The following is a 20,054-nucleotide window of genomic DNA, read 5'->3' as shown; positions in this document are numbered from 1 at the left end:
TGAGATTTGTCCCTTAATTCTCTCATAGAGAAATGTAAAATCAGTCTAAGGCTCTCAATTAAACATAATTAATACAATTGTTCCTAGCACAATCTTTTACTAATTCTATAAGCATAATACCTCATGAGTTGGGATTACGAAACACCTACTTGTCTATACTGTAAACATTCTGAAAGACATATGAAAACGGTAAATTTTCACAATAATGGATATCCTTACTATACTTGGGCTTGTACAAATTTTGGATGCGAATGTGAAATTACCGATAGAGACCTAATAATGTAAAATAATCAGTATTCTGACTCAAAATCAGCATTAATCTATCTGACGTGTTGATTCTTCAATTGATCAATTTTTGTTCTTTGACTATTCTTGCACAATATTCAATACCATGACTTATTGTCGCAAATCTTCCACGCTTGACCATAGATTCAATCCACTTGTAGACTTCTATGTCTATAGATACAGTAGTCTTTGTCTTCATATATGATAACGGCATACTTTGTAACACATAACCAAGGTATTCTAGTAGAATATAATAGAATACTTTATAATCTATTGAACTGTCTAATTCAACATATGCATAATACAATTATGGTAGCCATTACATTTTCATTACTTTTTGGAACCATGTTTTCAATAACACTTCAAGAAGCATTTGCAGAAACTGTTACAATCTCAATACCTTCTGGAACTGCCGCACCAGGTTGCGAGACAAGCAACAGCTGTTACGATCCATCAGGAGTCCTTGTTCAACAAGGAAGCACTGTAAAGTGGATTAACAAGGACGCTGCTGCACATTCAGTTACAAGTGGAAATCCGACAGATGGTCCGGACGGTGTGTTTGATTCAGGACTGATAATGGGAAGCTATGATTATTCTTTCAGATTTACCAGTGTAGGAAGCTATGATTATTTCTGTATTCTCCATCCTTGGATGGAAGGAAACATAGTTGTCTTTGAGCTTCCAGATGAACCAGAAAACAAGGACAGATACACCCCACCAAATTCTAATGGAAACAATCCGGCACAAAATAACAACGGTTATGATGAGGATTCCAGAATCAACGTTGTACTTAGCAACAGAATAACTACACTGAATTACGAGGTTGAAAATCTAAAGTCACAATTAGAGACTGAAAAAACACGTGCCGAAATGCTGGCATTGGACAAGGGACAATTAAGAATCATGTATGATGAGCTGGAATCCGAATCAAACAGTATGAGACAGACAATTTCTGAACAAAAAGATCACATTGCAGAGCTAAAAGATGAAATAAAATCACTTAGGGCACTTGCAATGGAGCAGCTTGCAGTTCTAAATGATTTGTTTTTGAAATTCAGCTCTTGAAATCACCAGAATTTAGACAATAACAGGTTATTTTTCACGCCTAGAATATGGCAAAATTGGTTAGGTATTTGGTTAGGTTTTGCCCAATTTCGTGCCTAAAAACTAACTAACTAACACAATTCCCTATATTCTGCCGGTTAGTTAGTAGGTTAGAATTTAGAAAATAGAACATTTTGAGTTGTGCTTTTTAGAAAACAAGAAACTGGTATCACCAATTTACGTCTGTATATATACACATCAAAGAAAAAAATGATTTTTTGGGTCACAACCGGGTTGGAAATCGTGCCTAAATTATCAAAAACTGGTTGTGAATTGGGTTGTGAATTGCTTAATTTTGTGCCTAAAAATCCAACCAACCAACCATTTTCCCTATATCTTTGGGTTGGTTGGACAAGTTGGAAATAAGAAAATGAAATAATTTGAGTGATGCTTTGATAAAACAAGAAACTGGTATCACCAATTTTTGCGACGTGTAACATGACACATGTTATGACTTGTTTTTCTTGTAGAACTTTTCATCCATGTCATCCAGTCGCTTGATCAATGCATCGTTTTCCTTGTCATAGATTTTCTCTATTTCTTTGATGAATGATTTGTTGTATTCTTCCATTTTTTGCTGAATTATGGTATCCATATTCTCCTTTAGATTGTCAACTTCTTTTTTGAGACTTTGTCTTTCTTCTTCATTTTTTTCTTCATTTTCTAGTACTGTTTTGAGGTCCAACGGCTTGCCACATTTTGAGCAGATTTTAGAATCGTAGGAATTTGGAAGGTCACAAATATGGCAGATTTTTGGTTTGTTTACCAAGTTCTCTTTTTTGGTAGTTGAAATTCCATAGTGTTTGAGCATTGCCTCTTCTACGTCTGAATTCATCATGTGTTCATATCGACCTGGCATTTTAGAGCCTGAAGACCATCCGTATCTCTTCTTTTGCAGTGATTCAGTAAGGAACATTCCTGTTTTTGTTGCACCTGTATGTCTGAACAAATTTGGCCATACTCTCTTGTGTACTTCGGCAACATCGCAAACTCTTTGCAGTCTTTTCCTCATTGCATGATAAGACCAAGCCTCTCCGAACTTTTTCTCATCCATTGCAATCCATAACGGTGCATCAGGATCGTCGTTTTTTGGATGCTTGTCAAAGTATGATGCCAAATCTGGAACGCATTCAATTACTCTGACTGGTCTAGGTCCAGTTTTTCCATCAACTACAATCACTGCTCCCTTGTCATCAAATCTTACATGTTTGATTTGACGACTCAATATTTCTCCAGGCCTGCAAGCTAAATCAGAAAACGTGTGGACAAATGCTCTGTCCCTGAGATTCTCTCCGCATGCTTTGAGCAAAGAATTTTTTTCTGCTTCTGTAATTAGCATGTCTGCAGTTAGATTTTCTTTTGGTTTCTTGATTCTAATCCAACTTGTTTCTGTAGGATCCCCAACTTGCTTTTGGTCTCTTGAATCAAACTTTAACCATCTGTAAAAGTTCTTGAGAATCTTTTTGTGGTCTGCAGTTGTGTTTGTCTCTTGACCATCTTTGCTGAATTTTTTGTTAAAGTTGTACACTAGTTCTTCAATGTCTTCTTTGGTGGTTTCATCCCAATTCATTTTGAGCATTCTTGACAAACTTAGTAGCGTTCCAAGTATCTTAGAGCGTCTGGCATCGGATAATGACTCGTTTACCAGGACCCTGTCAAACTTCTTGATAATTCTAAAATTATTTTCATTGAGATCTTTTTCCATCAGGGCAAAAGTATTGGTGATGATTCTATCATAATTGTAGAGTTTTATCTTGTCCTGCTTTGAGCCGGAAATCTGCTGTTTTGACATTAATCATATCATAATACTGGCAGAGTATTAAACCAGATGTGTAATGCTCCCATCGGGATTTGAACCCGAGTCACTGCCTTGAGAGGGCAGTATGCTTAACCGGACTACACTATAGGAGCTTGATAAAAAACAATTTCAATCTCAATTTAAAGGAAATGTTTCGACTTTGGATGAATTAGTAAATTTTTGTGAGTTGGTTACTTTATAGAAAAATCTAATCAAGAATCCATATGGATTTTTCACAAGTAATCAAAGATCATAATCTCTCTGATTTTCCTATTGGAATGGCAGAATACAAATTAACTAATGATAATTCTGATTCTAATGTATTTGATTTAGTAGTCTTTGATGGAAAACCTGAACAAAATCAATTAATTGAAAATGAGAGAAATCTGATTGTACTTCATCACGGTACATTATCTGAAAATAATTCTAAATTACTTCTTCAGTATGATACTCTTCAAATAATTCAGGATGATTCCTGGGAATTGAAAATGTTATTATCTAAAATTAAAGAAAAACGGCAGCAACTCTTTTCTGATTTTGCAAAAAATTGCTTAATTGAATCCCTTTTTTGTTGCCAAAAGACTAAAGATGCTGTTGAAAACGCTGATATTTTTGCACCCTGTTGGCAAAAATGTTCTTCTTATTTTCTAATTGATGCTATTTCTGCATTAAACCAAATTCATTCTAACTCTTCTAGTATGCTTGATGCATTAAGAAAATTAGAAAAAAATCCTATAAATGATCACATTTCTGTTGCTACTCAAACTATTGGAATTGAACGTGCTATTCCTACTCTTCTTGAAAGAATGGTAAAGTCTACAATCGGGTTTTCTGATGTTGTTAACGATTCCTCCTTTTCTAATTTAATTAGATTCAAACATGATTATTTTGTTTCAAATTCTATGCTTGCTAACTGTTATTTCTATCTGGGATATGTAAATAGAAATAATTTCATAAGCATAAAAGACAGATTGAATAGAGAACAGGATCTATTTCATATCTTGAAGATTGCTTTTGATGTGGAGGCTGACTCTAATGATTTAATCCATCAATCTGAATCTGTAAAAAATTCTGCAAATTCCATTCTAGAAATAATTTCTACTACGTAATTTCTAAATAATTTATTGCAAAAAGCTTAGTGCATTTTATTAAAATTCAAAAAATTTGTAATAATTTTTCTAACTTGATTCTGAATTTTATGTTAATAAAATAATGTTTTAAAACAAGTAATGTTTGCTGTATCATATGTCAGACGCAGCATGTGGTTGTGCAGCATCCGCCGATAACGGCGTTGAATGCGATTGTGCAATGCAGAGTGAATGTTACTGTGATTCTACTTGTGATTGTAACGGCGATCTTTGTAAAAACGCAGAACATTAAAGAAAGACAAACTTTTTTCTTTTCTTTTTATTCTTCTTCTTCTTCCATACCCCATGATTTGACTAATTCTTTTTGGAATTTGTCTGCCTGTTTCTCATCAAGGGGAAAACCACAATCTTTGCATGTTGGAACTACTGTCATTCCATCTAGTTTGAATTCTACTCCATACAAGTGAATTTTTGAGCAATCACACATGTCTAATTTTTCTGTAATTTTGCCTCTATATTTGCTTATTTGAAAAGATCGTCGATTGTATTTTTACTTGTTTTTCAATTTATGAATAACGTTTAACTATCCGTTTTGCCAATTTTTTATAGATTTGAAAGGAATTTTTCTTGCTTTGTCAGTAATTACTGCATTACTTTTAGGTTCATTGATGATGCCTTCAGCATTTGCTCAATTCCAACAAGGCGGTGTAGACAAAGAGGGTACTTGGCATGCTGGTGAAGGACTCAAACATGGAGATTATTTTTCTTATGAAATATGTCATGTTGACTACAAAGAATGTGCAGAATTTGGAATGGATTTGTGGATAAAAGGTGATGTTACTTCTGGAAGTGAAACAAAATGGTTAGCTGAAACAGTAGTTTATGATGGTAACAAAGTAGTTGTTGGCGAAATGGAGCTTGGAAAGATTGCTCCAGAACCAACTGGCGGTAGTGAAGAACTTGGTGTTTATCGAGGTGCATTCAAATCCTCTGTTGTTTGGCTTTCAGCATTTGCAACATCTGATGGTCCATCACATGGAAAAGGTCCAAAGGCATTCTCAGCTACATCTTGGGGAAAAATTGGTAACATTGGTGGAGAACAAGTTTTACCTCAAGTAATTGAAACTGTAACTGTTCCAGCCGGAACTTGGGAAACTGTTCAAGTAGGCTGGAAAACTGGTGGCGCATCAAGTAAAGTTTGGATTGTAGATGATTTTCCATTCCCAATTAAAGCTAAAACTTTCACTCATGTTTCAGAAGGAATTCCTCCACCTGAATATGAATTCACTTTATTAGAATATAGAGAAAATGTTGAATCAAGTCCATTTGTTGGAATTGTTTCTACTGCAGATAAATTTGCAGCTCAAGGCTGTCAAACTGATATAGAAAAAACTACTGCTGTAAAGAAGTCAACGGTAGGTTTTGATTATCAAGTTCATGTATTTTACGGACCTGAGGATCCTGTTCAAGGATGTGAAATGGACTGGCTAATCAAATTCATCAGTAAATTTGATGATACTGAATTTTTGAATCAAGTTCAATTTGACTTTCTTGTAGTAGATGATAATCTTAAACCATTACGTTCCATTGCTCAGGAAGAAGGTAGACCATTTCTTTACTCTCCATCAGGTCAGTATATCCTTGACTTGATTGTAGAAGAAGAACCTGGAGAAGCAAAATATGTTGTTTGGATTTACGGATTAGCACCTGAAGGAATTGTCCCATCTACTGCATCTGACTATGTTGAAATTCCCGTAACGATTTTTGCTGGTGAAGGTGGTTCTCCATCAATACCAACAATCCCAGATCCAGTTACTCCCTCCACTCCTGCAATCCCTGATTGGATTAAGACAAATGCTGGTTGGTGGGCAGATGGAGCAATCGATGATGGTTCTTTTGTTCAAGGAATTCAATTCTTGATTAAAGAAGGAATAATGCAAATTCCACCTACAACTCAGGGTTCTAGTGGTGGATCTGATGGAATCCCTGATTGGATTAAGACAAATGCTGGTTGGTGGGCAGATGGAGCAATTGATGATAACTCCTTTGTTCAAGGTATACAATTCTTAATCAAAGAAGGAATCATGAATATTTCCTAGGTGTCTACATTCAAATTGTTTTAATTTCAAAAAATACTGTATAGAATATGGCAGGATTCACTCTCTATCCAAAACGTAAGATGAAAAAACTTCTCAAAGATGGGGAGTATGATGAGGCTATAGCATTTGGAAAAAGTCTAGAAGACAAATTTGCCGAAGACCATGATTTCATGTTTATCATGGGAAGTGCATTCTTTATTGTAGATGATGCAAAAAAAGCACTGCCTTACTTTGAGAAAGCATTTGAACTTGACAAAAAAGACGTTGAAACATTAACTCTAAAAACTAATGTTCATCTTGCCCTGCAACAAAAAGATGAGGCAATTGATTGTGTAAATAGAATTTTAGAAATCCAACCTAAAAATGATGAGGCACTGGATCTCTTAGAGAAATTAAACGAAGCCTAGGATTCTTGCTTTTTCATTTGATAGGCGTTTTCCATTAACCAATCACAAAACTTTGTAACATTTTCATCAAATTCTGTCCAGATATGAACTGAATGAGGCAAAATATCGATTTTCCATTTGTTTGTAAATACTCTGACCCCTTCTTTATTTTCATACATGTAAGCATCCTCTGTTTTAACATCTCCAAGAATCTCAATTGCCTTGTCTTTGATTAGCTGTCTATCTATTGGAAATCTCTTTCTTTCTTGATCAATAATTAAACTCAAATCTCTTTTTCCATACATGTCAAACTCTTCAATTCTGCCCTCTTTTGGAAAATTAACTACTAGTTTGATATTGTATCTCTTACCGACTTCTTTTCCGATTTCAACAATTTTGGTATATCCCATAGCCGGATTTTTCTTTAACATGAATCGAATCTGTGCCAAATCTCGTTTGAGTTGATTTTGAAGATCTGTGATTAATTCGGTAAATATCATGTATGGTGTTTCAAAAATTCCTATTATAATCATAATCTTTCAAGATTGGTTTTTTTAGAACTTGTTTGGAATTTCTGTATGGCAATGCCGATGGATTTTGATGGTATGCGAACTGATGATGCATCAGAGAGAACAGATGATCCTACTGAATACAAGCGAACATGTATTGACTTTATTGAGGATATTTCCCATGATTATGAGGCTTGGGTAGATTATTACAAATTGCCTGAAGATGAAGATAAACGCCGTCGTGCAGGAATTCGTGCTACCATCACTAGAACTAACGAGTGGATTGCAAAAGTTGCACAAACTATCAAAGCAATTGATGTGACCATGAATGATGGAATTCAAAAGATGGCCGAATCTACTGCTGGAAAACCCATGCAAATTGGCGTCTTTGTAAATCAACAATCAAGCTACACCGAATCCAAGCCTGGTGTTATTGATGTTAATGTAAAGGCAAGTGGTAGAGATGGAAGAAAAATGAAACTAGGTTTTCATTTTAAAGATGACCGCTTTAGAATCGAATCTACATGTGGCGCATATCTGGAAGAAACAGATCTTCCTGATGAAGAATTTGATTTGATGGATATTCATCTAAAACTTCATGCAGAAAAAGCACATCAACGCGATGTGATTTCATTCACAGTAACTGTTTTTGAAATAGAAAATCATGTGGAAGTTGACAAACGTGGAGTCTCTACAATAGTTCACATTGTGTGATTATCTGATAAATTCTTCTTCCAAGTATTCAATGAATTTACCAGTATTCTCTAATTTGATTGTGTTTACTTCATCCAGATTATCAAATGAATTCATTTTCAAATAACTTTCAGAAGCTGTATACAATACATCATCAATATAGAATGTTCTAGCATTACCCATTCCATAATATCTTGAATCGCCATCAGAATGCGTAACGGTTCCTTTCAAATCAAAGCCTGATTTGCCATCAAGATCAAATACATAAAATCCACTCCATCTGTCATATTCTGGTGCAATCATTTTTGAACTTGATAATTCATCAAGCTCATTTGCATCACCAGTTATTGGGATGGATAAAACACCTCTAGTTTTATCAAAGAAAAATGCCTTGTGGTTATGTAGTGCTTCTGAATGAGTTGATCTGTCACCAATGACGATATCATCAGCAACTATTGGGTTACTGACATCTGCTACATTGAATAGTGCAATCTTGATTCCTAACTGTTGAACTCTGCCATCTCCAATTTCTTTAGTATCTCTACCAACTCCAATGATGTGTTCTTCATCATATGGGTGAAGGTAATTTGAAAATCCAGGAATCTTTAACTCTCCAAGGATTTTAGGCGTGTCAGTAGACAAATCAATCACAAAAAATGGGTCGATTTGTTGGAATGTTACCATGTATAGTCTGTCATCAATAAACCTGGCAGAGAAAATACTTTCATCTGGAGCAATTTGGTCTAATCCTCCTACAATTTTCAGATTTTCATCAAGTATGTATACTGCATTTGAACGAATTGTTCCTTCATACTGAGTATAGATTTCAGTAGTTGTGGCAACTCTGAACCTGTCACCATTTTCATCCATTGAAAATTGATTTAACAATCTACCTGGAATTGAGCCTTTAGCAACATATTCAATTTTTTCTTCATCAATTGCAATTTTGTGGATGATTGTTTTTCTAGTGTCTTCTTGAATTTTAGTGTCGTATTCGATTAATGCTTCTTTGATATCTTCAAAGAGTTTGTCTTTTTGGACTTTGTCCATTTGATTGTAAGAGTTTTGCATTACTTCAGAAATCATTGACCACTGTTGAGCAGAACTTAGTGAAGAATCACTTTGTATGGATTTGATTTCATCTTGAACACTTGCTGGTAATAATGGAACTATAACATCAAAGAATCTATCTCTTGAAGAATCTTCATGGAAACCAAATGGAAGATATTGCTGATATGTCAAATAGAAATTACTTTCAGATACGTAAAATGTTCCAGTGTGTCCCATTAGAAAAGTTTCAGAGTTTATGGTATCTCCAAATATGTCGATTGCAGTTAATGTGTTAAAGTTTGAGAATTCTTCAATATTGTCAAAGTAAAATGCTTCAGGCGTCATAATTGAAACTGAATCTTCCATGATTACTGGGAATCTTGGATGTTGATGATTGATGTAGCTGTTTGTAACAAAGTATGCATAGTCTCCTATCATCCTTGCATCCATAAAGTGGCCATCAATAGAGTAGTCTTTGAGGATGGATGGATTTTCTCTGTCTGATACGTCGATAATTAGTGCGTGGGTGACTGGATCATAAGATTGCCTTGGAATAAAGTCATACTCTGGAATGATTTCTCTATCACTTTGTCCGTTATAGAAAATAACTAATCTGTCTCCATTAAGGAACATGTTTTGGATGTATTGATGCTCAACATCTAACGCAATTTTTAGAATTAAACTTGCATCTTCTGCTGGATATGCATCAATTATTGAAAGTGTGTTTCTTGAAACAATGTAAACATATTTTCCATCATTTTTCAGATAGTCTGGCTCATCAACATTTTCTTCTTGAACATTAGTAGTTGAATAGTCATCAGAACCCTGTGATTTTGATTCAGCAACTGGTGCTCCTGAAGTAGCAACAGCATCTGACTCCATCATTACTGCAGCTTCTGGCATTGCAAAGTCTACCATTCTGGCTCTGTTATCGTAAAAATTGCCTCCAAAAAGTGCAGAAGCTTGCAACAAGTCAGTTAATTCCTCTTCAGATGAAATTTTTTTTATTTCATTTGTTCCTTCTAAAATATCTGAGACAGTCTTTTCAACATAGACAATTTCCGTTTGTGGAGTTTGAGTAACTTGAACTTCTTGTTCAAATCCAACTGAATACATTATTCCAGCTGTAACTATAACCGAAATGACAACTGCAATTGGGATTGTTATTTTTGAATTCATTTTTTATTTCACTCCGAATGCCTTCAATTTTGAAAACTATCATTTAGTGATTACTACTATTTAGTAGTTGAAGATAAAAGGATTAGTGAAATTTCATTTTTACCAAACAATTTACATATACATGATTTACAATAACAACTCTAATGTCTGTAGATGAGAATCCTGATGAACTAACAGAAAAAATTAAAATTTTAGCTACTGACGATGAAAAGATAAAATCGTTTGGGGAACTCTTTACCAATGATTCTAGCCGTGAAATCCTTCAATTATTGTTCAATGAAGAACTCTCTGCAACTCAAATTTCTCAAAAAACAGAGATTTCACTTCAACTTGTAAAGTACCATTTGAATAAACTTCAAGATCTTGGTGTCGTAAAAATTTCCAAGATTGAAAAAAATTCAAAATCCCAAGATATGAAAATCTATACTGCATCAAAATTTAGTATTGTAATTGTACCTCCAAAACTTTCTGAAAAAACTAGGGAGAGTAAGTTATTGGTTCGCTCATTTCGTCATATTTACAAAGTAGCAGGATTGGGTATTGCTACTGGAATTTCTGGATTGCTTTCTGCATTTCAGTTAGAACAACCAAATTCAGTTGTTGTAGATGATCCTGCTCAGTTTGCAAGTGAAATGTCTGAAAAGCAACTTCAATTCTCTGAATCTGCCCCTGAATCCTCTGCTAGAATTGCTGCGGCACCTGTTGCTGAATCTGATTTGGATGATAGTGCAGCTAATTTAGAATCTGATGAGGTAGTTGAATTTCAAAATTTTGCTAATGAAGAAGCAATACAAATGACTTCCGCATCCAGTTCTGAATTATTTTTACCTTTAGTAATAATTACTACAATTTTAGGTGGATTGACAATTTTTTATCTTGTAAAATATTTTAAAAAATAATTATTCTTCTAATGTAATTTCTATTGTAACTCTTTTTTCTTTAGCTCTTTCTTCTCCAGGATATTTTAATTCTGAAATTTTTTTGTTCAACTCTTCATCTGTTATTTCATTAGCTCTACCAGAATATGTTTGTCCATTATACTCTATTTTGATTGCAGGATTTTTTATTGCATTTTTGAACCAGTCTCCATCAGGTCTGTGTCTTGAAACGTAAATCTTTCCATTATGATTTACTGCCCTTAATTCAACTGAATGAGGTTTTCCTGAAACTCGCCCCTTTGTAATTAGAATTGGTCTGAAAATTTTTTCTTTGATTTCCATGCGTGGTTACTTGTTCTGTCAAGTAATTTAACCCCATTGATAGAAAATTCTGATATCTGTTATGATAAGCAAATCTCATGATTTGTGACTATGTCCGTAAAACTAGAAGGAATGCCAACCAATTTGGCTACTGCTGATACATTTACTGGAAAAAAAGTAATTGACAGAGAAGGAATTCAGTATGGTAAAGTAAAACACATCCATATCAATCAAGACACATTAGCAGTTTCTGGTGTTACAATCCATCAGGGATTTAGAAGAGATTACTTTCTTTCAGAAGATTACATTGACAAATTTTCTGAAGAGACATTGCTCTTGAGCAGACCTCCTGTAAGAATTGGAATTCCAGTAACTGACATAGACAGTCGTAAAATTGGAAAGGTGAAACACATTCACAGACATCCTGATACAAATGAAATTGAAACTATTGAAGTCAGTGATGGTTTGTTGAATTCTAAAGTCCTGTCCAGATCAGATATTTGGGGAGTTGGAGAAAAAGTCATTTTAAGAATGACAAAAGATGAATTCAAGACTCTTGAATAATCTCTTTACATTTCTTTTTTCAAATAATGTCTAATTTGCTTTTTTGATACATGCTTCACATAGTGGAATTCCTTCTACTATGATGATTTCAACATTTGAAGCGTGACATTTCTGACAAAGTCCTTTCATCGCAAAAATTTTCATATTGGTCTTTAAATTTTTTATGAGGATCGATTGAAACAATACTTAGCAATTTATAATTGAGAAAAGCGTTCAAAATATTGTATTCTGTTGAAACACAGTCTCTTGTAAAATCATTTGGAGATGTCACTGCAGTTAACGATGTATCCTTTTCAGTTGAGACTGGTGAAATTTTTGGATTCTTGGGTCCTAATGGAGCTGGCAAAAGTACTACAATGATGATTCTTACAACTCTGTTAAAACCCACATCTGGAAAAGCAATGATCTCTGGGTTTGATGTTAGACAAAATCCAAAAAAAGTTAGAGAAAACATTGGTTATGTTCAACAAGAGACTACTGTAGATGAATATCTTACAGGACGAGAAAATCTAATTCTTCAAGCAAAACTGAATCACATTCCAACCTCAGAAATTGATTCTAGAATTGATGATGTATTAGATTTGATAGAGTTGACTGATAAACAAAACGAGGCAGTTGTTACTTATTCAGGTGGAATGAGAAAACGACTAGATATTGCTGGTGGTTTACTACATCGTCCCAAAGTCTTGTTTCTAGATGAGCCTACAGTAGGTCTTGATATTCAAACTAGGCGCAAAATTTGGGAATATATCAAGAAAATTCATGATGAGTTTGACATGACAATTTTTCTTACTACTCACTATATGGAAGAAGCTGACCAATTATGTGATAGAATAGGAATTATTGATGGAGGAAAAATCCAAGTAATTGATTCCCCTGAAAATATGAAAAATGCAATGGGAAATGAGGTAATTTCAATTACTATAGAAAATGATGAGAATTTTGAATCTATACAATCTGAATTTGAAAAACTAGAACATGTTTCAAAGATTAATCGTGATCAAAACAAGTTTACATTATTTGCATCAAATGGTACCGAAGTAATTCCAAAAATTTTCCAAATATCAAATAATCTTTCTATGACAATCACTTCAATCTCTCTAACAAAGCCAACACTTGATGATGTTTTCATCTCATATACCGGACATGAAATTCGAGATGATGATTCAACATACAACAGAAAACGAGAACATGCAAAAATGAAGAGGTTACGTGTATGAACACCTTGATGTATGATACTTATACGATTTTTTGGAGGGAACTAAAACGTTACAAAAAATCCCGAAGTGGTGTCTTAATTCGATTAATCCAACCTGCAATTTGGATTATTGTGATTGGTAATACTTTTTCAGGAACTCAACCTTTGATTCAATCAGTCGGATTTGAAGGTGAATACATTGAGTTTATGGCACCAGGTGTGATTATTCTAACTGCAATTTTTACAAGTATTTTTGGTGGGGTCAATACTTTATGGGATAGACGTTATGGATTTATGAATAAAGCACTAACTTCACCAATTTCTCGTTCTGCAATTGCATTAGGTAAAATGTCTGCAATCTCTTTAATTTCAGCTTTACAAGCTAGTTTGATTTTAGGAATTGCTTTAGCTATTGGAGTTACATTTCCTAACCCTCTAATGATTGCACCAATTATGGCAATTGTTATTTTGTTTTCTTTGGGATTTTCTGGAATCTCTGTGATGGTAGCAGCTACTGCAAAGTCTCAAGAAACCTTTTGGGGTGTGATTAATTTTCTTGGAATGCCATTGTTTATGCTCAGTCCAGCTTTATTCCCCTTGGAATTATTACCTGATTGGCTTGCTGCAATTGCAAAACTAAATCCTGTAACTTACACCGTTTTGCTTGTCCGAGAAATGATGACAGGAGTTTCAGAAGGTGGGATCTCTATAATTTTGAGCCTGGGAATTATTTGTGCATTTGTTCTTGTAATGGTTGGACTTGCAAGTTACGTGTTTACGCGTGAAGTAAACAAGCCATTTTGACAGAAAGTTGACAAGAATTGTAACATTAGCTAACTTTGGTATTGTTTCTTAAATTTTGAAATCAATTATTGTTGAAACTGTTTCTCGTACTTTCAATATTTTCAGTATTTCTTCTAGCTAATTCATTTACCCAAAATTCTTTTGGAATGTCTGATTATGAGGAAATTGGAAAATGGGGTTCACTTGGAACTCAGCCAGGCAAATTTGTTAACCCATTACAAATTGGAGTTGGTGAAGATGGTACTATCTATGTAAATGATTTAGGAACTAAAAGAGTTCAAAAATTCCAAAGTAGTGGTGATTACATACTTGATTGGGGTTCTAGTGGAAAACAATCTGGTGGATTTTACTATCCTGCAGGAATTGCAGTAAGTAGTGATGCTGTCTTTGTTGTAGATAGAGATCTTCACAGAATTCAAAAATTTAGTTTAAGTGGTGAATTTGTTCTAGAATGGGGACAAAAAGGTAGCTATGATGGACAATTATTCTTCCCAAATGATATTAGACTTTACAATGACAAACTCTATGTTGTAGATACTGGTAATCAACGCATTCAAATATTTTCAACTGAAGGAGAATTCATTTCTTCATTTGGCTCAAGTGGTCTAGGTGAGGGACAATTTGTTGCACCAGTTGGAATTGCAATTGATTCAGAAGGTAATGTCTATGTAACTGACAGAGGAAATGGAAAAATTGACAAATTTACTTCTGATGGTGTTTTTGTAAAGTCACTTGCATATTATTACAATGAATATGTATTTTCTCCAGAATCTATCACAGTTGATCCTAATGGCGAATTGTTTGTAGTTAACAGTGCAAATGGTAGAATCTTACATTTGTCTCCTGATGCAAATTTGTTATTGACACCTGTTCAAACAATTGGTCCATATCCTGATTCTTTTGTAACAATTTCTGATATTGAAATTGGCATAAATGGTGAATTGTTAATTGTTGATTCTTCAACTCATAAAATACAAATCTTTGAAACAGAATTTTATGAACAATCTGAAGATCAAATTCCATACTTTGAACCTGTAATTGAGAAAGAAGTAATTGATCAAACCAAGCCTGAAATCATTGCTCCAGAGTCTCTTATTGTAGAGGCAACAGGAAGATTAACCAGCGTAAACATTGGAAATGCCACTGCCACTGATGAAAGTGGAATAAAGGCTCTCATTAACAATGCCCCTGAGTTGTTCTCTCCGGGAATCTCAAATATTATCTGGGTTGCATTTGATAACAGTGGACATACTTCGAGTGCCTATCAAACAGTAAATGTTGTAGCTTGTGGCAAGAATGCATCTGATTACAATTTCATTGAAGGAACTGAATCTGATGATGTCATTGTTGGCACTGATGGTGATGATTTGATATTTGGATTATCTGGAGATGATATGATATCTGGTGGATCTGGTAATGATTGTATTTACGGTGGTCCCGGCAATGACATTATTTCTGGAAATGAAGGGGATGATGTGCTCAAAGGAGATTCTGGCGATGATGTTCTAAAAGGCGATGCCGGAATTGATATTCTATATTCTCATGCAGGATCTGATGTTCTTGATGGCGGAACCTATCTTGATCGCTGCTACCCATATTCCGTAACTGATGTTCTAGTAAACTGTGAAGAATAGGTTCTTTCTATATAGATAATAGAGACGTATTGTTTTTTCGTAATCTATTATTGTTATTTGTAAATAAATTCCGAATCATGTAAATCCAATGAGAACAAAGATAACTTCGTTACTGTTGATTGCAACCCTAGTTGCAATAGTACCTCCATTAAGTGCAAACGCAGATTCAATGCCAGATGCCCCTCAGGATAATATTGAATACAATATTACTGCTGCTGGTGCAACATTTCCATTCCCACTAATTGATTTGTGGAGAGTTGAATACAATAACTTGTATGACAACGTTAACCTAAACTACCAATCAATTGGAAGTGGTGGTGGAATTAAACAACACATTGAAAAAACTGTAAACTTTGCAGCCTCAGACAAACCAATGAGTGACTCAGAAAGAGAACTAGCTCCAGGTACATTACACATCCCAGAATCAATTGGTGGTGTAGTACTAGTTTACAACGTACCTGAAGTTCCAAATAAAGGACTCAAATTGACTGCTGATGCAGTTGCCGGAATATTTTTGGGAGAAATTACAAAATGGAATGATCCTGCTATTGCAGCAGAAAATCCAGGTTTGAATCTTCCTGACAAAGATATTGTAACTGCTCACAGATCAGATGGTTCTGGAACTACTTTCATCTTTACTGATTATCTAACAGTTGTTAGTCCTACATGGGATGAGCAAATTGGAAAAGGTAAATCTGTTCCATGGCCAAACGGTTTAGCTGCTGCAGGAAATGAAGGAGTTGCAGGTATTGTAAAATCTACCGAATACTCTATTGGATACATTGAACTTGCTTATGCATTCCAAACAGGAATGTCTTATGCATCAGTACAAAATGGTGATAAATCTGGATTCATCGAACCAACATTAGATACCATTTCTGCCGCTTCTAGCGGTGTTGCAGATTCATTACCTGCCGCTATCGACAGCTGGGTAGGTGTATCTCTTGTAAATGCACCAGGTGCCGATTCATATCCTCTAGCAAGTTTCACATACCTCTTAGTGTATGATGATCTAAAGTCAGTAACTGATAACAAAGAACAGGCAAAAGCTGTAATCCACTTGATTTATTGGATGATTACTGATGGTCAAGAATTCTCATCAAGCTTACTCTATGTTCCCCTTGCCGATAAGGTAACTGAACTTGGTAAAGTAGGATTAGGTCAAGTAACCTATGATGGAGAAACATTGTGGAATTATGAAGCATCTGCAGATACTGGAAGCTTAGAAATTCCAAAATGGATTAGAGATAATGCCAAATGGTGGTCTGAAGGATTAATCACAGACGAAGACTACATCAACGGACTACAATTCCTCATTAAAGAAGGAATTCTCAAAGTCTAAACTTTTTCTTTTCTTTATTTTCTTTAACTTGATTTTATTTTGTAATTTTGATTTGTAATTCTAATTTTTTAGAATTTGATTTTTTTCTGTAGTACTATATAGAGTTACGAAGTCTACCTACTGCAATATTCTAATCGTAGTGAATAAGGATCCAGCTTATACTATCATTTGGAATATGCAATTCAATGATGACAAAAAACGCAATGATGACGACAACATTCAGCTTAGTTGCAATTCTTGCACTTGGAACTATTGCAGAATTTAACAGTGCATTTGCAGAAGAAGAATCAACAACAAAATACAAAATGGCAGATGATATAGAAGCAATTCTAACATTTACCTTTAGAGATGGTGTAGAAGTACACAACTTCCCAGTATTCAACATGGGTGAAGATTTCATTGCAAACAATGGTATCTCATTTAATGTTGAAGGAGTTTTAACTGATGCACCTCATTTGTATGAAGCACTAGACCAAGCATATCAATACAGACTTCAAACTTCAGGCGGTTCTAGCTTTGAATATGACTATCGTTATTTTGAAGTAGATGTTGATTTTGTAAAAAATGGTGAAGTGATTAAAACTCTAAACTATCATGATTGTGATGTCACAGATTATGAAGTAAAAACACTTAGAGATGACCAAGAAAGTTACATGTCCTCTAAGACTGGTTTTGCAATAGTCGATGACATTGAATTCAATTGTGGTGGATTGGACAAAGTTGGTCCTTCTGTAACACCTGTAAGAGCATCTGAAAGAACATTCACTGACTATGGTACACTTGACTACAAATTTGCAAATGATGTAAGAACAATTGTCACTTTTGACTTTGATGAAGGAGTAGAGAGAATTGAATTCCCATTCTTTGAAACTACCTCTGGATTTTCAGAAGATTTTGACAATGTTGCTGCTCAATTTGAAGTAGAAAGTGTTGTAGCAGATTATCCTTTGCTCTATGCAGCAATTGATAAATCAAGAAAAGTTTCTGGCATTACTGCAGCATTCAACAATGACTTTGATGCATTAGTTGAATTTACTAAAGGTGGTCAGACTCTTCGTGCTATTGACTATAGGGATTGTATTGTAGATACTGCACAAATCACTACCTGGCAAGATAAAGAAGATGGATTCACAGGAAAAAGTGGATTTGCAATGGTTAATCAAATTGGATTTAATTGCGCTGGCCTAACTCCAGTCAATGATAATTTAGAATCACTTTATGGTGATGCTCCAATTTGGAAAACAAGATATGTATCCAATGAACTTCCAGCACATGAATTCCCAGTTTCTGGAAACGTTCAAGCAATTACTACATTTACCTATGAAGAAGGACAAGAAGTAATTGACTTTCCATTCTATGATCAAGGTGATGATGTGTTAGCAAAATCTAGTCCTACCTTTACACTTGAAGGAATTGTTGGTGATACTCCGCTACTCTATAATGTAATAGATGAAAATCTTAGCATCCAACGTCAATCTGGAACAAATCCTGTTTTACAGCTATTCCAAGTCGATGTTGATTTACTTGTGGATGGAAAACATGTTCGTTCATTTAACTACAAAGATTGTAGGGTAACAGATTATGTTGTTGAATCAGACCGCGATAAAGAAGACGGTTACTTTAAGGGATTTGCTTTGGCAAACATCATCGACTTTGAATGTTTAGGATATCATCCTAACAATCCTGTCTATGATGCAATGTTTGAAATAGAAAAAGCAAAGAACATTAAATCAAGTGACCTTAGAGATACCCACGATTGGGGTCAAGGCTTCTACGTACAGTAGATTCTCTTTTCTTTTCCTTTTATTTTGATTTAGATAGTTCCAACATAACTTATGCTGCAGCTTGCATGACCTACTACCTCTGTAAAATGAGAAGTCAACCAGATGTATGCATTTGCAACAGTTGATGAATCTACTATCCCTTCATGTTTCCAACACAAGACTTGGGAAAACCATTCAATCATTCCTCTAAATGATCATTTTTGTTCAATAAAATGAAAAGAAAGTTAATTTTTTGACAAAAAAGATTATTTTTTGAATATTTGAGGCTAGTTGAATGGAGTTTTTCTATAAATTATTCTTCTGTAATGATATTTTGAATATTTTCATCTATAGCTACTTCTGCAATGTCACTTGAATATTCAGCAATCCTTCTCAAATCTTCTAAAATAAATCTGATAATAGTTACATTTTTTTCATTTTCTTTTACTTTACTCATTATCTGTTTTTCTTCATCAATTACTTGGCTTACTTCTTCAGCAACTTTTTCCCCTTTTTCAAAATCATGTTCTTGAACTGCAGCAATTGATTTCTCAAAAACTTCTAATGATTTTTCGGATAATTTTTTTATTTTTGTAAAAATTTTTGAATCAATTTCATCTTCTACAAATTTTGTTCTTTTAGCAATTAATCCTGCATGGTCCGCAATTCTTTCAATTCTACTAACAATAGCTCTATATCCTAAACAATCCGATGCTTTTCTTAACCCCATGTCTTGAAGAATACTTTCGTTGCCAACAGCAAGAACAAGATTTCTTCTCATGTATAGTCCAAATCTGTCTACTTCGTCATCCATATTTACTACTTCATCTGCATGAGCAATGTCTACTTCTTCTATCGATTCCATGGCTTCTAGAACCATGTTATTTGCCATTAGATACATTCTCTTTAACGCAGTTTCAAATGATAATTCTGGTAATCTTGTCAATATTTGAATAATCATGGTTTCTGAACTAGATTCAACAATTTCTGTTCCAATCATTGTAGAACGAACCAACTCTCTAATGCCTCTGGAATGCTCAGCAGGAATCCTCATTCCTTTTGTTTTAATTTTGATTGTTTTGTATCCTGCCAAATATGCCGAAATTACTTTGCGTTTGATAGTTTCTCCTGAATCTTTTTGACTGGATGAAATGATCGCAGTACTTTTTCCTGTTTCATTGTTTTTTTCTTTTGAAATTAGTGTTAATGATTGATTTGCATTTTTAATTATGGTGACATTATCTCCTACTTTGATCTTTAGCTCTTCAATCCAACTTTTAGGGAGTGAAATAATGTATGTAGAACCTCCACTGAGTTGCATTCTTCTTGTTTGTTTTGCACTTTCTATAGTTTCCAATT

19 protein-coding genes and 1 tRNA gene are annotated in these 20,054 nt (G+C 34.4%); 12 read left to right on the top strand and 8 right to left on the bottom strand.

The window, feature by feature from the left end; genetic code table 11:
- Nucleotides 1–594 precede the first annotated feature (594 nt).
- The gene (locus tag Q0941_RS09605; RefSeq protein ID WP_299293540.1) at nt 595–1,350 is read left to right on the top strand and encodes a plastocyanin/azurin family copper-binding protein; all 756 of its coding nucleotides are present in this window, start codon (nt 595–597) and stop codon (nt 1,348–1,350) included.
- A gap of 487 nt (nt 1,351–1,837) precedes the next feature.
- On the opposite strand, the gene Q0941_RS09600 is transcribed toward Q0941_RS09605, so the two are convergent.
- Nucleotides 1,838–3,181, bottom strand: a complete 1,344-nt coding sequence (locus tag Q0941_RS09600; RefSeq protein ID WP_299293537.1) for a site-specific integrase — start codon at nt 3,179–3,181, stop codon at nt 1,838–1,840.
- A 44-nt stretch (nt 3,182–3,225) separates the two neighbouring features.
- Nucleotides 3,226–3,300 (bottom strand) — tRNA-Glu (locus tag Q0941_RS09595).
- Between the two features lie 111 nt (nt 3,301–3,411).
- Between Q0941_RS09595 and Q0941_RS09590 the strand changes: the two genes are divergently transcribed.
- Entirely contained in the window at nt 3,412–4,296 is an 885-nt protein-coding gene (locus tag Q0941_RS09590; protein ID WP_299293534.1) for a hypothetical protein, read from the top strand.
- A 298-nt stretch (nt 4,297–4,594) separates the two neighbouring features.
- Here the strand turns inward: Q0941_RS09590 and Q0941_RS09585 are convergent, their stop codons facing one another.
- Nucleotides 4,595–4,762, bottom strand: coding sequence for a hypothetical protein (locus Q0941_RS09585; protein WP_299293531.1), 168 nt, complete (start codon nt 4,760–4,762; stop codon nt 4,595–4,597).
- Nucleotides 4,763–4,943: 181 nt separating this feature from the next.
- On the opposite strand from Q0941_RS09585, the gene Q0941_RS09580 reads away from it, so the two are divergent.
- Nucleotides 4,944–6,374: a peptidase gene (locus Q0941_RS09580; protein WP_299293598.1), complete on the top strand. Its 1,431-nt coding sequence runs from the start codon at nt 4,944–4,946 to the stop codon at nt 6,372–6,374.
- Nucleotides 6,375–6,421: 47 nt separating this feature from the next.
- Complete coding sequence (locus tag Q0941_RS09575; RefSeq protein ID WP_299293528.1) at nt 6,422–6,781, top strand: tetratricopeptide repeat protein; 360 nt, start codon at nt 6,422–6,424, stop codon at nt 6,779–6,781.
- Here the strand turns inward: Q0941_RS09575 and Q0941_RS09570 are convergent.
- Nucleotides 6,778–7,260 (bottom strand): hypothetical protein, encoded by a 483-nt coding sequence (locus Q0941_RS09570; RefSeq protein WP_299293525.1) that lies wholly within the window; start codon nt 7,258–7,260, stop codon nt 6,778–6,780. The two genes, Q0941_RS09575 and Q0941_RS09570, sit on opposite strands and share 4 nt — an antisense overlap.
- Nucleotides 7,261–7,338: 78 nt before the next feature.
- Between Q0941_RS09570 and Q0941_RS09565 the strand changes: the two genes are divergently transcribed.
- Complete coding sequence (locus Q0941_RS09565) at nt 7,339–7,983, top strand: hypothetical protein (RefSeq protein ID WP_299293522.1); 645 nt, start codon at nt 7,339–7,341, stop codon at nt 7,981–7,983.
- Here the strand turns inward: Q0941_RS09565 and Q0941_RS09560 are convergent, their stop codons facing one another.
- Complete coding sequence (locus Q0941_RS09560; protein ID WP_299293519.1) at nt 7,984–10,191, bottom strand: beta-propeller domain-containing protein; 2,208 nt, start codon at nt 10,189–10,191, stop codon at nt 7,984–7,986.
- A 143-nt stretch (nt 10,192–10,334) separates the two neighbouring features.
- Here Q0941_RS09560 and Q0941_RS09555 point away from each other — a divergent pair, with 143 nt between their 5' ends.
- Nucleotides 10,335–11,090: a helix-turn-helix domain-containing protein gene (locus tag Q0941_RS09555; protein WP_299293517.1), complete on the top strand. Its 756-nt coding sequence runs from the start codon at nt 10,335–10,337 to the stop codon at nt 11,088–11,090.
- On the opposite strand, the gene Q0941_RS09550 is transcribed toward Q0941_RS09555, so the two are convergent.
- Nucleotides 11,091–11,411, bottom strand: coding sequence for a nitroreductase/quinone reductase family protein (locus tag Q0941_RS09550; RefSeq protein ID WP_299293514.1), 321 nt, complete (start codon nt 11,409–11,411; stop codon nt 11,091–11,093).
- Nucleotides 11,412–11,501: 90 nt separating this feature from the next.
- Here Q0941_RS09550 and Q0941_RS09545 point away from each other — a divergent pair, with 90 nt between their 5' ends.
- The 6 genes from Q0941_RS09545 to Q0941_RS09520 all read left to right on the top strand — a co-directional run bounded on the left by Q0941_RS09545 (nt 11,502) and on the right by Q0941_RS09520 (nt 18,716).
- Nucleotides 11,502–11,954, top strand: coding sequence for a hypothetical protein (locus Q0941_RS09545; RefSeq protein WP_299293510.1), 453 nt, complete (start codon nt 11,502–11,504; stop codon nt 11,952–11,954).
- A gap of 221 nt (nt 11,955–12,175) precedes the next feature.
- The gene (locus Q0941_RS09540; protein WP_299293506.1) at nt 12,176–13,174 is read left to right on the top strand and encodes an ATP-binding cassette domain-containing protein; all 999 of its coding nucleotides are present in this window, start codon (nt 12,176–12,178) and stop codon (nt 13,172–13,174) included.
- Nucleotides 13,171–13,956, top strand: a complete 786-nt coding sequence (locus Q0941_RS09535) for an ABC transporter permease (RefSeq protein WP_299293503.1) — start codon at nt 13,171–13,173, stop codon at nt 13,954–13,956. The genes Q0941_RS09540 and Q0941_RS09535 overlap by 4 nt, the downstream gene beginning before the upstream one ends.
- Nucleotides 13,957–14,102: 146 nt before the next feature.
- Complete coding sequence (locus Q0941_RS09530) at nt 14,103–15,590, top strand: 6-bladed beta-propeller (RefSeq protein WP_299293500.1); 1,488 nt, start codon at nt 14,103–14,105, stop codon at nt 15,588–15,590.
- Nucleotides 15,591–15,678: 88 nt separating this feature from the next.
- A complete protein-coding gene (pstS, locus tag Q0941_RS09525) occupies nt 15,679–16,932 on the top strand; it encodes a phosphate ABC transporter substrate-binding protein PstS (protein ID WP_299293497.1) in 1,254 nt (417 codons plus the stop codon).
- A 185-nt stretch (nt 16,933–17,117) separates the two neighbouring features.
- Nucleotides 17,118–18,716 carry a hypothetical protein gene (locus tag Q0941_RS09520; RefSeq protein WP_299293494.1) on the top strand — a complete coding sequence of 533 codons (1,599 nt, stop codon included), beginning with the start codon at nt 17,118–17,120 and terminating at the stop codon, nt 18,714–18,716.
- A 29-nt stretch (nt 18,717–18,745) separates the two neighbouring features.
- On the opposite strand, the gene Q0941_RS09515 is transcribed toward Q0941_RS09520, so the two are convergent.
- Both Q0941_RS09515 and Q0941_RS09510 read right to left on the bottom strand, forming a co-directional pair.
- Nucleotides 18,746–18,898: a hypothetical protein gene (locus Q0941_RS09515; protein WP_299293491.1), complete on the bottom strand. Its 153-nt coding sequence runs from the start codon at nt 18,896–18,898 to the stop codon at nt 18,746–18,748.
- A gap of 110 nt (nt 18,899–19,008) precedes the next feature.
- The gene (locus Q0941_RS09510) at nt 19,009–20,052 is read right to left on the bottom strand and encodes a phosphate uptake regulator PhoU (protein ID WP_299293489.1); all 1,044 of its coding nucleotides are present in this window, start codon (nt 20,050–20,052) and stop codon (nt 19,009–19,011) included.
- Between the last annotated feature and the right edge of the window lie 2 nt (nt 20,053–20,054).

The sequence above is a fragment of the Candidatus Nitrosopumilus sp. genome, from assembly GCF_028278985.1.
Taxonomy (GTDB): domain Archaea; phylum Thermoproteota; class Nitrososphaeria; order Nitrososphaerales; family Nitrosopumilaceae; genus Nitrosopumilus.
The sequence above is the reverse complement of the archived record's forward strand: the minus strand, read 5'-3'. Positions and strand labels throughout refer to the sequence as shown.

Excerpts from the sequence above, each read along its gene's own strand:
- Q0941_RS09605 (WP_299293540.1), top strand. The coding sequence starts at position 595 with ATGGTAGCCATTACATTTTCATTACTTTTTGGAACCATGTTTTCAATA.
- Q0941_RS09600 (WP_299293537.1), bottom strand. The coding sequence starts at position 3,181 with ATGTCAAAACAGCAGATTTCCGGCTCAAAGCAGGACAAGATAAAACTC.
- Q0941_RS09590 (WP_299293534.1), top strand. The coding sequence starts at position 3,412 with ATGGATTTTTCACAAGTAATCAAAGATCATAATCTCTCTGATTTTCCT.
- Q0941_RS09585 (WP_299293531.1), bottom strand. The coding sequence starts at position 4,762 with ATGTGTGATTGCTCAAAAATTCACTTGTATGGAGTAGAATTCAAACTA.
- Q0941_RS09580 (WP_299293598.1), top strand. The coding sequence starts at position 4,944 with ATGATGCCTTCAGCATTTGCTCAATTCCAACAAGGCGGTGTAGACAAA.
- Q0941_RS09575 (WP_299293528.1), top strand. The coding sequence starts at position 6,422 with ATGGCAGGATTCACTCTCTATCCAAAACGTAAGATGAAAAAACTTCTC.
- Q0941_RS09570 (WP_299293525.1), bottom strand. The coding sequence starts at position 7,260 with ATGATATTTACCGAATTAATCACAGATCTTCAAAATCAACTCAAACGA.
- Q0941_RS09565 (WP_299293522.1), top strand. The coding sequence starts at position 7,339 with ATGGCAATGCCGATGGATTTTGATGGTATGCGAACTGATGATGCATCA.
- Q0941_RS09560 (WP_299293519.1), bottom strand. The coding sequence starts at position 10,191 with ATGAATTCAAAAATAACAATCCCAATTGCAGTTGTCATTTCGGTTATA.
- Q0941_RS09555 (WP_299293517.1), top strand. The coding sequence starts at position 10,335 with ATGTCTGTAGATGAGAATCCTGATGAACTAACAGAAAAAATTAAAATT.
- Q0941_RS09550 (WP_299293514.1), bottom strand. The coding sequence starts at position 11,411 with ATGGAAATCAAAGAAAAAATTTTCAGACCAATTCTAATTACAAAGGGG.
- Q0941_RS09545 (WP_299293510.1), top strand. The coding sequence starts at position 11,502 with ATGTCCGTAAAACTAGAAGGAATGCCAACCAATTTGGCTACTGCTGAT.
- Q0941_RS09535 (WP_299293503.1), top strand. The coding sequence starts at position 13,171 with ATGAACACCTTGATGTATGATACTTATACGATTTTTTGGAGGGAACTA.
- Q0941_RS09530 (WP_299293500.1), top strand. The coding sequence starts at position 14,103 with ATGTCTGATTATGAGGAAATTGGAAAATGGGGTTCACTTGGAACTCAG.
- pstS (WP_299293497.1), top strand. The coding sequence starts at position 15,679 with ATGAGAACAAAGATAACTTCGTTACTGTTGATTGCAACCCTAGTTGCA.
- Q0941_RS09520 (WP_299293494.1), top strand. The coding sequence starts at position 17,118 with ATGATGACAAAAAACGCAATGATGACGACAACATTCAGCTTAGTTGCA.
- Q0941_RS09515 (WP_299293491.1), bottom strand. The coding sequence starts at position 18,898 with ATGATTGAATGGTTTTCCCAAGTCTTGTGTTGGAAACATGAAGGGATA.